Raw genomic sequence first — 14832 nt, forward strand, 5'->3', positions numbered from 1 at the left:
AAGGCATTCTAACGAAAAGATTGGAAATTTACCCACGAATACGGTAATTTAAAGAGGACATGATGATGACCTAAAAAAGCATGAACCAGATAGGAGAGAACGCTTTGAGTACAGACAACAAAATGGGAGTTCCACTGGAAGGCTTTGCCGAGTTCAGCAGACAAGTCGCCGCCGAAGGCGCGGTACTGCTTAAAAATGAAGGGAACGTGCTGCCTCTTCAGCATGGCGAAAGCGTAGCCATTTTTGGCCGGACGCAGGTGAACTATTACCGCAGCGGTACCGGCTCCGGCGGAAGCGTGCATGTGGCGTATACAACCAATTTGCTTGACGGATTGCGCGGGAAGACAGGCCTCCGTGTCAACGAAAAGCTGGCTTCGCATTATGAAGAATGGATTAAAGAGCATCCGTTCGACAATGGCGGGGGCGGCTGGGCGGCCGAACCGTGGCATCAGCAGGAAATGCCGCTGACGGACGAGCTGGTGGCGGAAGCCAGACGCGAATCGGAAAAGGCGGTTATTGTCATCGGCCGTACGGCGGGCGAGGACCAGGACAACGCGGCTGAGCCGGGAAGTTATCAGCTGACACCGGATGAGCTGGAGATGCTCAAGGCGGTAACCGCTCATTTTGAACAAACGGCGGTTGTGCTGAATGTCTCGAACATTGTTGATATGAGCTGGCTGAATGACGAGGGATATGCGCACCCGATCCCGTGCGTCATTTATGCGTGGCATGGAGGCATGGAAGGCGGAAATGCGATTGCTGATGTACTTAGCGGCGACGTAACGCCAAGCGGGAAGCTGACGGATACGATTGCTTTTTCCATTGATGACTATCCTTCGACCCGCAACTACGGCAATGAATTTAAGAACCTGTACCAGGAAGACATTTATGTCGGCTACCGCTATTTTGAAACCTTTTGCCCGGACAAGGTGCAGTTTGAATTCGGTTACGGCATTGGGTACGCGGCGTTTGAAGTTGAACCTGGAGCTGCCAGTGTTATTGTAAAAGACGGGGAAACCTATTTGGAAGCGAAGGCAACTGTCCGGAACACGGGCACGGTCTATGCGGGCAAAGAGGTCGTTCAGCTCTACGTTGAAGCGCCGCAGGGACTGCTTGGACAGCCGGCCAAATCGCTTGCTGCCTTTGGCAAAACCCGTCTGCTGCAGCCGGGCGAATCGCAGCAGCTTACGTTAAGCTTTCCGGTGAACGCTATGGCTTCTTATGACGACTCGGGAGTGACAGGGCATCGATCGGCCTACGTGCTGGAAGCGGGGACTTATAAACTTCACTTGGGAACCAGTGTGAAAAAGACCGTCCGCCTTGATGTCGATGGACAAGATGGCTATCAGGTTGATTCCATCCGCGTGGTGCAGCAGCTTGAAGAGGCGCTTGCGCCTGTCGAGGATTTCACTCGTATGAAGCCGGGCGCCCGCAAGGAAGACGGAACGTATGAGCTTACCTATGTGGAGGTTCCGAAGCGGACGGTCGACATGGCGGACCGGATTCAGCGGCGGCTGCCGGCTGGGCTTGAGCAGACCGGTGATCTGGGCTACAAGCTGAAGGATGTGCAGGAAGGCAAAGTCAGCCTTGAAGCGTTTATTGCCCAGCTCAGTGACGAGGATCTTGCCGCGATTGTCCGGGGCGAAGGAATGAGCAGTCCGCTGGTAACTTCGGGAACGGCGTCGGCTTTTGGCGGGGTTACGGACCGTCTGCTCGGCTACGGAATCCCTGTCGCGTGTACGGCGGATGGACCTTCGGGTATCCGGATGGACAGCGGGGAAAAGGCGACCCAGGTAGCAATCGGTACGCTGCTTGCGGCTACCTGGAATCTTGAGCTGGTCGAAGAGCTGTACGTGATGGAGGGACGGGAGCTGGTCCGCAACCGGATCGACACGCTGCTCGGACCGGGACTGAATATCCGTCGGAGCCCGCTGAACGGGCGGAACTTTGAGTATTTTTCGGAAGACCCGCTTGTGTCGGGATTGTTTGCGGCAGCCTGCACCCGGGGGATCCGGAGCGGCGGCTCCAACGCCACACTGAAGCATTTTGCCTGCAACAACCAGGAGAAACACCGCAGCAAGGTGGACGCAGTTGTATCAGAACGGGCGGTTCGGGAAATCTACCTCAAAGGGTTTGAAATCGCGGTAAAGGAAGGCGGAGCGAACTCCATTATGACCTCCTATAACCCGGTAAACGGACATTGGGCGGCTTCCAACTACGATCTGAACACGACGATTCTACGCGGCGAGTGGGGTTATGAAGGGATTGTGATGACCGACTGGTGGGCGATTATGAATGACGTGGTTCAAGGCGGACCGGCCGACCGCAAAAATACAAATTGGATGGTGCGCGCGCAAAACGATTTGTATATGGTGGTCAGCAACTACGGGGCCGAGACGAACGTATGGGGAGACAACACGATCGCATCGCTGGAGAACGGCACGGTCACCCGCGGAGAGCTGCAGCGCTGTGCCATGAACATCTGCAAGTTCATCATGCAGGCGCCGGTCTTCTCCAGACCGGAAGGAACGGTGGAATCCGCGGCGGAAATCGGGGCGGACGCTTCGCTTGCGGCGGAACAGGCCGTTACCATGGCTGATGGAGTCCGGATTGAACCCGCGGCACAGGGAGCAGTTCAAATCCGCGTTGAACAGGCGGGGGTATACCGGATGTTCGCCGGCATTATGTCGCCGGACAACGAACTTGCCCAAAGCGCCTGCAATATCAACCTGAACGGCCAGACCGCAGGGGTGATTCAGACAAACGGCACGGACGGGCGCTGGATTACGCAGAAGCTGGCGAAGGTTAAGCTGGAAGCCGGAGTGTACGAGCTTCAACTTGAGCATGTCAAACCTGGGCTTCAGGTAGGCTGGATGGAGTTTAAACCGGTATAACAAACGTCCTTCATCATTAGGAAAACGCAGGGAGCATACCGCTAAGGATGCTCCCTGTTTGCGTTAAGCTTATCGTATATCGTATATTGAACGGCAACATTATGATTTAATTTGCGTCTATATATCTAAAGATTCCAAAACGTCCGTTAATTGGGTGAAAATAGGGGGAGATTGTGCAGGTTAACGTTTTTACCCTGGGGATAACCGATAGGAGGATGGAGCAGATGAAAAAGCTAGGAGCAGGAATTCTGCTGGCCGCTCTGTTGGCCGGCTGTTCGAACGGCGGCGGGGACACCGAGACCGTTCCTCCCGCTACGATAAAGCCTGTGGTATCAGAAGCGCCTGCTGCAACCGCACCGGCAAACGCCGGACAGGCGGCAGAACCAACTGCAGAACCAACTGCAGAACCGGCCGGAGAGCCGGCGGCAGAACCAAACCCAAAGGAGGCTGCCCCTTCGCCTGGACAAGGCGAATCGGCGTCCTCCGCACCGTCGGGTACGCCGGAGTCCAAACCCGGCGGAGGCGCACAGACCGCTGCTCCTGCGGCAGGTATACAGCAGCCTAAACCTCAGCCTTCGGAGGCGGCAAGCAAGGCGGATTACCTGCAAAAGCTGGATGCCATCAAGGAAGGGTTGGCCGATCTGCAGCCTTTATATGACGAAGGGACCACCGCTTCCATGCGGGAGGCCGCTGCGGAAGAGTATACGCGCTGGGATACGGCGCTGAATGAAATTTACGCCGAGCTAAAGCATCAGCTCTCAAAATCAGCTATGGACAAGCTGCGGCAGGCGCAGCGGGAATGGATCCTCCATCGGGACGCAACGGCCAAAAAGGAGTCCGCAGAGTTTCGGGGCGGTTCGATGGAACCTGTGCAGTATGTATCCACCCAAGCGCGGGTAACCCAGGAACGCTGCTACGAACTGGTGGAGCAATATATGAAATAACCGGTTAACCGCATAGTTAACCGCAGCGCCCGCTCTACAGAGCGGGTTTTTTATATCACCGTAAGCTCTAAATTTGCTTCTATTTTACCGGGAATTTTGTCATGTGATGGGTAATGTCGTCTACCAAGAGGGAAGCGATAGAGAGAATTTGACTAATTTCGAGAAAAAAACATAGAACCTTTATCCTGATTTATGCCGTTATGTTTACAAATTAAATGGTGAACTTTGCGTGAAAATTAACATGTAATTTACAAAAACAGCTAAAATTCCGGGGTTTGTAAACTGAAATTTAAAATGAGCTCGTTTTTATGGAGTATTACTTTACATAACTTTATATTAAATAGATACAAAAGTTGATATTCTACCATTTATGTATGCTATACTATCACCGACATAACAATATTGTTAGGGAGGATTAATACTTATATGGGATGGAAATCACGCTGGAACAAGCCGTTTGCGTCAGTGCTGACGACGGCTGTACTCTCGGTTCAAGTCCTTGGCGGGACCTTCGCCGGGAGCGTGGCGTTTGCTGAAGAGGCGGCGGCCGACACTGTACCGACAGTCGATCTCCGGATCATGAGCACCACGGATTTGCACACCAATGTGACGGGATTCGATTATTTTAAAAATAGTGCCTCTATTACGGTAGGTCTTGACCGTACTGCTGCACTTATTAAGCAAGCCAGAAACGAGCAGCCCAACAATCTTTTGCTCGACAATGGCGATTTGATTCAGGGAACCCCGCTTGGAACGTATATGGCTAAAGAATCCGGGTTTATGGACAATCTGGAAGCGATTCATCCAATGATCAAAGCCATGAATTTCCTGAAATATGATGCGGCAACTTTAGGCAATCATGAATTCAATTATGGGCTTGACTATTTGAAGCGTACAACTAGAGATGCCAATTTCGATTTTATTAGTGCCAATGTGTATGTTGAAGACGGTGATGGCGACAAGAGCAATGACAAGAATGCATTCACTCCCTATATTATCCTTGATAAGGATGTAAAGGACAGCAATGGGGTGGACACGAAGGTTAAGGTAGGTTTAATTGGATTGGTCACTCCGCAAATCATGGAGTGGGATAAAGTTAATCTACAAGGCAAGGTGTATGCTGAGGATATTTCTCAGACTGCAGCCAAGTTTGTACCGCAAATGAAAGCTGACGGAGCTGATGTAATTGTTGCCATGGCTCATACTGGCTTCGATGCTTCCGCACAAATAGGCGACGGTGCGGAGAATGCTGTCAATGCATTGAGCAAGGTGGAAGGAATTGACGCCATCACCTTCTCTCACACCCATAAAGTGTTTCCTACAAAAGATAAGGACTCGTTGGACTCGCTGTTTAAAGATGCATCTGGAGAGCCGTACAACGACAGCCGGGTGTCTGTGGTCAACAACGTTTACGGGCAGATTAATGGGGTTCCTTCCGTTCAAGCAGGCTACGGAGGCGCTTATCTGGGTCTGATCGATCTGAAACTGGTAAACAAGGACGGGCACTGGGCAGTGGATAAGTCCAACTCAAAGTCCTCTACCCGTTCAATTTACAGATCGGAGAAAGTGGACAATAAAACGGTAAACTATCCTATTGTGGAACCTGACCCGGAGGTGTTCGCTGCTGTAGCGGGCGAGCATCAGGCAACAATCGATTATACCGGAAAAAAACTTGGGGAAACATCCGCTCCAATGAACAGCTATTTTGCTATGGTTCAGGATGATCCGACTGTTCAAATCGTGACCTCTGCCCAGAAATGGTACGTGGAGAGATACATTGATATCAATCTTCCGCAATATAAGGATATGCCTATCTTGAGTGTGGGTGCGCCCTTCAAGGCAGGACGCAATGGATATGAGGAATACACACGCATTGAAAAAGGCGATCTAACAATCCGCAGTGCGAGCGACTTGTATCTGTATGACAATACCCTTAAGGCCATTAAGGTGAAAGGCTCTGTCGTCAAAGAATGGCTGGAGATGAGCGCAGGTGCCTTTAATACTATTAACCCTAATGAAAGCAAGCCTCAAGCTCTGCTGAATTCAAGCTTCTCGGTATTTAATTTTGACGTTATTGATGGGTTGAATTACCAAATTGATGTAACTAAACAACCGAAATACGATAAGAACGGCAAGCTGATTAACCCCGATTCCAGCCGGATTGTAAACCCGACTTATAATGGCAAACCGCTTGATCCGAATATGGAGTTTATTGTTATTACGAATAACTACCGCGCAGGCGGAGGGGGGGACTTCCCGGGACTCAAGGGCTCCGAATTTGTGGTGGATTCCCAGGATGAGAATCGTCAAATCCTAATGGATTATATCATTTCGGAAAAAACAGTGAACCCCACAGCCGATACGAACTGGTCCTTGGCACCAATCAATGATCAAGTGAAGCTTACCTTCACTTCCTCTCCGGCAGCACAGAGTGTTATGCCGGAACATATCTCTTATTCTGGCGAAGTGAATGCCGCGGGATTCGGCATCTTCAATTTCGATATCACCAAAGCTCCTAAAGCGGATGTATCCGGCGGAGGTTCCGCGGAAGGAGATGTTGAAGTTCACCTGATCGGCATCAACGACTTCCACGGTCAGCTGGACACTGTATCCGAAGTAAGCAAAAAACCGGCTGGAACGGCCGCCATTCTGGCAGCTTACCTGAAGCAGGCGCGTGCCAAATATGAGCATACGGTGCTGTTCCATAACGGCGACTCCGTAGGCGCATCTGCTCCGGTATCGTCCATGGAACGCGACAAGCCGACGCTCGAATGGATGAACATGATGGGCTTCGACGTAGGTTCCATCGGCAACCATGAGTTCGACCAAGGCGTAGCTGCGATGCTGGCGCAAATCAAGGGCGGCGTGGACCCGGTGAACAAAAATATCGTTCACGAACCGCTGAAATTCCCGTACGTTAACGCCAACGCTGTTGATGCAACAACGGGGCAGCCGATTGTTGATCCTTATTACATTAAGGAAGTAGGGGGCGTAAAAATCGGCTTTATCGGTCTTGTGACGAAAGCAACACCTGGCAAAGTGTCTCCTGCCGGTACGGCGGGCGTCCGCTTCCTGAGCCCGGAAGAAGAAGTAGCGGCTGTGGAGAAATACGCCAAGGAGCTTCAAAGCAAGGGTGTTGAGACCATTGTTATTTTGGCTCATGACCCGGCTTCGACCAAAGATGGCGCAACCACAGGCGAAGCAGCCGACTTGGCCAAAGCGCTGCCAGCTGATTCTCCGGTAGATGTAATCGTGGCAGGCGACAATCATGCGCTGGCTAACGGTGAAGTGAACGGCAAGCTGATCGTTCAAGCTTATTCGTACGGAACGGCCTATGAAGACATCACCCTGGTTATCGACTCGAAGACCGGTGACGTGAAGTCGAAGAAGGCCGATATCATCACCACCTTCCATGAAGGAGTAACGCCGGATGCGGAGACAGCCGCTCTGGTTAAAAAATACCTGGATCTGCATCCGGAGCTGACCAAACCGGTTGGCACAACGGACGGCAGCGTTACACGCACTGACGCTTATACAAAAGAATCTGCGCTGGGCAACCTGATTGCGGATGCTATGCGCAATGCTGACTTCGGAGACGGACAAGGCCCGGCCGACATGGCCTTCATGAACCCGGGCGGCATTCGCGCCGACCTGCCGAAAGGCGACGTAACGTTTGGCGACCTGGCCAAAATTCAGCCGTTCGGTAACACGCTGGTGAAGCTGACGCTGACCGGCGAACAAATCAAGACGCTGCTGCAGCAGCAGTGGAACGTAAAAGCCGACGGAACACCGGATGTAAAAACTCTGCAAATTTCCGGACTGAAGTATACGGCCAATATGTATCTGCCGGTAGCTGAGCGCGTTGCTGATCTCAGACTTGCCGACGGAACACCGATTGACATGAAAAAATCCTACACTGCCGTAGTAAATAACTTTATGGCGGCAGGCGGGGATAACTACAAGGTACTGACACAGGCCAGCAGCTCTTTGGCCGGTCCAATCGACCTGGATGTCTTCTATGACTATGTGAAAAACACATTCAAAGGCGGTCCGATTACAGCCAAAATTGAAGGCCGTATCGTGAACAATGAAAAGCCGGCAGCCACAGCAACACCAACGGCAACACCAAGTGCTACACCAACGACAACACCAAGTGCTACACCGACGTCGACGCCTTATACGCCTTCCGTACCTGGATCGTATCCGGGACCTGCGGCAAGCGCAGCGCCGACAGCTACGGCTGCACCGACAGCAACGCCGGCGCCGACGGCTGCTCCAACCGCTACCCCGGCTCCTACAACAGCACCGGCTGCTTCCGCTCCTGTATTTAAGGACCTGGGTAAAGTAGCATGGGCCCAGTCCGCAATCCAGCGGCTGGCTGCTGAAGGCATCATTCAAGGTGTGGGCGGCGACAACTTTGCGCCAACCAAAAACCTGACGCGCGCCGAGTTTGTAGCGATGCTGGTTCGTGTGCTGAAGCTGGAAGTTAACAATGCTTCCGGCGGCAAGTTTAACGACGTGAAGGCAAACGCCTGGTACGCCCAAGCTGTCGGAGCGGCGGTTAACGCGAAGCTGGTCAGCGGCTCCGGCGCCGGCAAATTCGAGCCGGGACGTCAAATCACCCGTGAAGAGATGGCGGTCATGATTTTCAATGCGCTGAAACTCCAGGGCAAAGCGCCAACTGAAAACGCCAGCGCCTCTCTTGCGAAGTTCGCGGACAAAGGCAAAATCGCCCCGTATGCACAAAATGCCGTCTCCAAACTGACGGAAGCGGGCATCGTGGGCGGAGTGAACGCGAAACAGTTTGCTCCAAAAGGAATTGCAAACCGTGCTCAAGCTGCGGTCATCCTGGTCCGCATGCTGGATTTTGCATCCTAAACATCGGTTAATCTGCGCCAATTAAAAAGAGACGTCCGTTCGCCGGGTTTTATCGACGAACGGACGTCTTTTTGTCATGCGAATTTGGCTAAGCGCAGTGAGGGCGTTTTGGACCCGGCAATTAGGCCTGCCAATCATGCGTACACAATCAGGCGTATGGAATCAAGCGTATGGAATTATGTGTGCGGAATAAGACCCGGCCCGTACCGGAACAGCCCTTCTCCAGGAGTAAACGCCTCAGCAGGCATGGGTTTGCTGATCCAGTAGCCTTGAATTTCATCGCAGCCTTCTTTTCCGAGAAACTCGAGTTGTTCCCGCGTTTCAATGCCTTCGGCAAGCACCGTAAGATTGAGACTCTGCCCCAGCGCGATAATGGCTTTGGCGATTTCTCCGCCTTTGGGCGATTCCCCGATTTTGATAATAAACGCCCGGTCGATCTTTACAGTATGAGGCTGCAGACGGTCCAGATAATTTAAGGAAGCATACCCCGTGCCGAAGTCATCGATCGCGAACTGGACGCCGATCGCTTTCAGCGCCTCGATTTTTCTGACAGCGGCATCAATATTCTGGATCATTCCCGATTCGGTCACTTCAAGCATGACATCGCCAGGTTCCGCTTCTGTTCGCTGAATGGCGGAGGCAATGCGGGCTACAAAATGCTCGTCCTGAAAATCGAAGGGTGAAATATTGACGCTCATCCGTAAATGATCCATCCCCTCTCGCTGCCAGCGGGTCAGCTGCTTCAGTGCAGTTTCAAGCACCCAGTCCGTAAGCCGGATCATAAGTCCGCATTCTTCCGCAAGCTGGATAAATTCCGGCGGTGGTATAAATCCAAGCTTCGGGTGCCTCCACCGGACCAGTGCCTCCATTCCAATGCACCGGTCTGTCCGTAAATCCCACTGCGGCTGATAATATACCTGCAGCTCCCCGCGTTCAATGGCATGATAGAGGTCGCTTTCCAGCCGGACTCTGCGGCTCAGGAGCGGATGAAGTGAAGGGTGGTAGACCACCAAAGCGCTGCTTTTATGTTTTTTGGCTTCGTACATGGCGATGTCCGCGCTCCGCATTAATTCATCCGAGGAATGCCCATGCTCGGGAAACAGGGCGGCTCCTATGCTTACCGTTGTATGCAGTGCAAGCCCGCGGATTTCGACCGCTTCCTCAATGCTGCGCTGGATGGCCCAGACGACCCGGTTTATCTGCGCTCTATCTATTAAAGGATACATCACAACGGTAAACTCATCCCCTCCAAGCCGGGCCAACAGCGTCTCGGGCGGGAGGCAGGCGCGCAGTCTCTCGGCAACGGTCAGCAGCAGCTGGTCGCCTGCGGCATGCCCAAGGCTGTCGTTAATCTGCTTGAAGCGATCCATGTCCAGAACCAACAGCGCCAGGCTCTCCCCGCCGGCTTTTGCTTCTTCAAGCAGCTCCTGCAGCCGTGAGTCAAAGTATCTCCGGTTCCGCAGTCCGGTCAACGGGTCATGATTCGCCTGATAGTCTGTCAGCTTCAGGCTGAGACTTAGCTTACGAACCAGCTCATCGTTTTCGGTGAGAATCATCACCTGCCGGATCAGAATCAGCACGATCATGAGAGCACACGAGCCAACCATGACATCAAAAGCAGGGAGCTGGCTGAGAATCAGCAAAAATGCGCCTGCCAGGCCGGCATAGGGAACAAGCCGCTTAAACCAACTTCCTGAAGGAATGTCCGGGTGTGGAGCAGGGGGCGGCGGCGGGTCTGCCTTAAGAGGCTGATAGATCCCGGCGATGGCAATGCCGAACAGCGAAGCGGACCACAGCGCGTCAATCGGATGGCCGGAATAATATTGGTCTGCGGATTCAAGGACCAGATACCAGGTGTCGGTAATAACCATGACGACAGCCGACAAAATCAGCCATCCGTACATTGGACTCCATGCCGGCCGAAGCCGGGTGTGGAACAGCAAACAGAGCAAAAACAAGATGCCAAGGTCGACAACCGGGAAGCTGACATTAACAAATAAAAACAGTCCGCCGCGGTTGTCCAAAGCGCTTTTTAATCCAGGTCCAATTAAATATGTCCAGCTGAAAGCAGTAGCCGCCGTCATGAAGATCATTGTATCCAGCAGGTACAGCACCGCGTGAAATCCGCGCAGATCCCGGTGAACCAGCAGGAGCAGGGCACACAGCAGCACCAGCCCGTAGATTACCCACAGCAGATCGGGCAGGCCGGGATTGGAGAAGTTAACCGATTCGGATAAGGAATCAACGGTATACAGAACCATGGAGCAGGCATAGATCAAAAAGCTAAATGCAATTACCATCCAGAAAGACCGGCTTGCTTGGTGTGACGAACAGGCGGAAATGATGCTGATTCCTGTACAGATCACAAGGCAGAACAAAGTTAACGCATTGCTGAGCCAGCCGATCACGGATAGGTCATCCCGGTAAAAGAACAGCAGCAGCTGATAAGCGAGCAAATAGAAACCGATACCTGTCAGCAGCGGTTTTTTATAACGGTACAGCAGCATCGGATACGCCCTCCTTATCTAAGCTGCAAGATTGGATCAGATGTAAGATGCCGCTTGATGCAGCATAAAGCCTGCAGGCTCCTATCGCTGCACGCGGCTTCTCTTTTTATATCGGAAAATATAGTTCAAAAGTTATACTTGATGTAAGCAGAAAGACATAGATTTTACCTGCGGAAACATGATCAACAAAGGAAATGCGTAAAAAGAGTGCAGGTAGAAGCTCCTCTTTTGCGCAAAAGTAAGTATGCCTCAAGATATATGCTGATGTTAGCATAAGCTATTGTTGGCAAAAGACTATGGCAAAAGACTATGGCAAAAGACTATGGCAAAAGACTATGGCAAAAGCTGTTGTTGGCATAAGCCGCTTTTGACATAAGGTTCCGCTGACATAAACCACCGTTGGCATTAGCTAGCGTTGGCATAAGCTGACGCTGACGTTGGTCCGCCGAAGAGATGGCTGGCTGGAGTGGTACAACCGGAGTGCAAAGCGGGCAGGCGATCTCAAAGAGAGGCAAAGTAAGCGACATTCATGGAAGTATACTTTACATAACCGGGAAGGACGGGGGGTAAAACACCCGATTTTATTCGTCAAGGACAAGAAACGGCGGCCGCTTTTGGTAAGAGGGCACATTGTCCGGCATCTTGGCGGTACGTTACCATAGGTTAAACTCATTCGATTCCCGTCCCGCAATAGACGGCGGGGCCGCACGCGCGGCGGATAAAATGGGAAACTAACCAGAAGCAGAGGAGGCCCTCTCATGGCATTAAAGCAGACATTAACTGTGCTTGACGCGCTTGACAGCGCTTATGTAAACGGTGAAGCCGTAAAAGGGCTGTTCGCCGGTTTCCCGGATGCCGACGTCAGCGTAACGACAGTTGAAGGCGACAAAGGCAGTACCGATTTCATCAAAATCATTCTGCCGGGGGCGAACGGCCGCAGCCGCGGCGGAACGGCGCCAACTTTTGGCATCGTTGGACGTCTTGGGGGAATCGGCGCCCGTCCGAGCCGGATCGGCCTGGTTTCCGATGCGGACGGCGCAGTGGCAGCGATCGCCGCGGCGCTGAAGCTGGCGGACATGCAGCAAAAAGGCGATGTGCTGCCCGGCGACGTCATCATTACAACGCATATCTGTCCCGATGCCCCAACTCAGCCGCATGAACCGGTCGATTTTATGGACTCTCCGGTGGATATTCTGGTCATGAACCAGTATGAAATCGTGCCGGAAATGGAGGCCATTTTGTCTATTGACACAACCAAGGGAAATCGTGTGATCAATCACAAAGGCATTGCGATTTCTCCGACAGTCAAAGAAGGCTACATTTTGCGTGTAAGCGAAGATCTGCTGCGGATTATGGAGATGACGACAGGTATGCTGCCGGTCACGTTCCCGGTAACTACGCAGGACATTACGCCATACGGCAATGACCTGTACCATATCAACTCGATCCTTCAGCCGGCTGTGGCTACGGATGCGCCGGTAGTCGGTGTAGCCGTAACCGCCCAATCGGCCGTACCGGGCTGCGGTACGGGAGCGAGCCACGAAACCGATATCGCTTCAGCCGTGCGCTTTGCAGTCGAAACGGCAAAAGAAGTGACGGCGGGCACATGCGCCTTCTATAATAAAGAGGAGTTTAGCCGCATCACCGCACTGTACGGTTCCATGAAAAGACTGCAGACGCTGGGCCAGGAAACGGTCGTGGGCTGATGATACGCACAGGTCTGGAACCGTCCGCTGTGCTTGGGATGATTACCATCGGACAAGCCCCCCGGACCGATGTCGCGCCGCATCTGCTGCGGCAACTGGAGGGCAGGGCTCTGCTCCGCCAGGCCGGTGTGCTGGACGGGTGGACAGCGGAGGAGATTGAGTCCCTATTTGGAGCCGAGGCGGGAGCGTACGCGCTGACCTCAAGGCTTACGGATGGGACGGCTGCCGTTGTGTCGCGGGACAAAATCCTGCCGGTTCTGCAGGAGAAAATCGACCGGATGGAGGCGGCCGGCATCCGTCAGATTTTGCTGCTCTGCACCGGTGTGTTTCCCGGTCTGCGGACCTCGTCGGCTTTTTTGATCGAGCCTGACCGGATCCTAACTCCCGCAGTGGCTGCGCTCGCTGGCGGCAGACGGCTCGGCGTCATCTGTCCGCTGGAGGAACAGGCGGCCAGCCTGGAAGCCAAATTCGGCGAATACGGGCTGCGGCCTGTGTTCGCCGCGGCTTCGCCCTACACGGGAGCGGATCCGGACTTCGACCGGGCGGCCGAAACCCTGAGAGCGCAGGCAGAAGTGATTTTGCTGGACTGCATGGGGTATACGGAGCGGCACAGAGAACGGGTCGCAAGGATTTCCGGCCTTCCGGTTATCCTATCCAATGCGCTGATGGGCAAACTGGTCTCGGAAATCATTGTGTAGAGGATGAAGGAAATGAATCAAGCGATTGTGGAGGCAAGCCGAAACGTGCTTGCAGAATGTCTGGGGCTTCGCGGCGGAGAATCTCTGCTTGTCGTGGCCGACGGCGGAAAACGGGAGCTCGGTGAAGCGGTGCGGACTGCGGGAGCCGGCCTGGGCGCGGAAGCCGTGCTTATGGTGATGGCGGAGCGCACGCGTTCCGGCGAGGAGCCGCCGGCGGCGGTGTCTGCCGCGATGGAAGCGGCTCAAGCGGTTGTCTGCATCACTGAGCACTCGCTGACCCATACGGTGGCCCGCAAACGGGCCGCAGCGGCTGGGGCGCGGGTGGCGACCATGCCGGGCGTGACGGAAGACATGTTCCTGAACGGTGCAATCACGGCTGACTACCGGCAGGTTAAGGCGCTGACGGAGCTGCTTACTGAACAGCTCACCGTCAGCCGCACCGTTCGGATTGAGAAAGATGGGCACCGTCTGGAGCTGTCTATCGACGGCCGCGCAGGCGTAGCAAGCACGGGTATGTATCTGAACCCCGGCGAATCCGGCAACCTGCCTTCCGGCGAGGCTTATATCGCGCCAGTCGAAGGTTCCGCGCACGGAAGCCTGCTGGCTGATGGCTCGGTAGCGGGTTATGGCGCCCTGTCCGCCCCGCTGCTGCTGACCGTCGAACAGGGCAGGCTTACCGGCGCGGAAGGCGACGGGGCGGCTGAGTTGTTCGCTATGCTTGGCGACGGCGACGGCAGGCAGCTGGCCGAGTTCGGCATCGGCACCAACGACAAAGCGCGGATCACGGGCGTCGTGCTTGAGGACGAGAAGGTCTACGGGACGATTCATGTGGCGTTCGGCAGCAATCATACATTTGGCGGCACTATTTCGGCAGGTGTTCACATCGACATAGTAGTAAAAGAGCCGGATGTCTATTTGGACGGACGGCAGATCATGGCGGCGGGCAAGCTGCGGGGCTAAACCTGCTGCTGCCTGCATGTTGCGTGTAGGCATGTAGCCGCTACCGGCGTGTCTAGCTGTTGTCTGAGGAACCAGCCGGCTCAGAGAGCACGAGTACAGCCTTACCGGCCAGCTGTAAAGGTTACAGGTATGCGCGGAGACATAAGACTGCTGCTGCGCCTACTGCGTCTGCAGCACCTACTGCGTCTGCAGCCCTACCGCATCTGTAGCACTTTTCGTACCTGCTGTGCCTGCAGAAAGAGGGG

General features: G+C 53.8%; 7 protein-coding genes. 6 read left to right on the forward strand and 1 reads right to left on the reverse strand.

The window, feature by feature from the left end; genetic code table 11:
• Positions 1-122 precede the first annotated feature (122 nt).
• From ACE6ED_RS06180 to ACE6ED_RS06190, 3 genes are all read left to right on the forward strand, one after another.
• A complete protein-coding gene (locus ACE6ED_RS06180; protein WP_410826332.1) occupies positions 123-2894 on the forward strand; it encodes a glycoside hydrolase family 3 C-terminal domain-containing protein in 2772 nt (923 codons plus the stop codon).
• Between the two features lie 224 nt (positions 2895-3118).
• Positions 3119-3838: a lysozyme inhibitor LprI family protein gene (locus tag ACE6ED_RS06185; RefSeq protein ID WP_410826228.1), complete on the forward strand. Its 720-nt coding sequence runs from the start codon at positions 3119-3121 to the stop codon at positions 3836-3838.
• 426 nt (positions 3839-4264) lie between these two features.
• A complete protein-coding gene (locus ACE6ED_RS06190; protein WP_410826229.1) occupies positions 4265-8716 on the forward strand; it encodes a bifunctional 2',3'-cyclic-nucleotide 2'-phosphodiesterase/3'-nucleotidase in 4452 nt (1483 codons plus the stop codon).
• Between the two features lie 176 nt (positions 8717-8892).
• On the opposite strand, the gene ACE6ED_RS06195 is transcribed toward ACE6ED_RS06190, so the two are convergent.
• Positions 8893-11223, reverse strand: a complete 2331-nt coding sequence (locus ACE6ED_RS06195) for a putative bifunctional diguanylate cyclase/phosphodiesterase (protein ID WP_410826230.1) — start codon at positions 11221-11223, stop codon at positions 8893-8895.
• Between the two features lie 758 nt (positions 11224-11981).
• On the opposite strand from ACE6ED_RS06195, the gene ACE6ED_RS06200 reads away from it, so the two are divergent.
• The 3 genes from ACE6ED_RS06200 to ACE6ED_RS06210 are packed head-to-tail and all read left to right on the forward strand — an operon-like array spanning position 11982 to position 14587.
• Positions 11982-12929, forward strand: coding sequence for a DUF1177 domain-containing protein (locus tag ACE6ED_RS06200; protein WP_410826231.1), 948 nt, complete (start codon positions 11982-11984; stop codon positions 12927-12929).
• On the forward strand, positions 12929-13627 hold the full coding sequence (locus ACE6ED_RS06205) for an AroM family protein (protein WP_410826232.1): 699 nt from the start codon (positions 12929-12931) through the stop codon (positions 13625-13627). The genes ACE6ED_RS06200 and ACE6ED_RS06205 overlap by 1 nt, the downstream gene beginning before the upstream one ends.
• Positions 13628-13639: 12 nt before the next feature.
• A complete protein-coding gene (locus ACE6ED_RS06210; RefSeq protein WP_410826233.1) occupies positions 13640-14587 on the forward strand; it encodes an aminopeptidase in 948 nt (315 codons plus the stop codon).
• Positions 14588-14832: the final 245 nt, after the last annotated feature.

The organism is Paenibacillus nanchangensis, assembly GCF_046543445.1.
Taxonomy (GTDB): domain Bacteria; phylum Bacillota; class Bacilli; order Paenibacillales; family Paenibacillaceae; genus Paenibacillus_AQ; species Paenibacillus_AQ nanchangensis.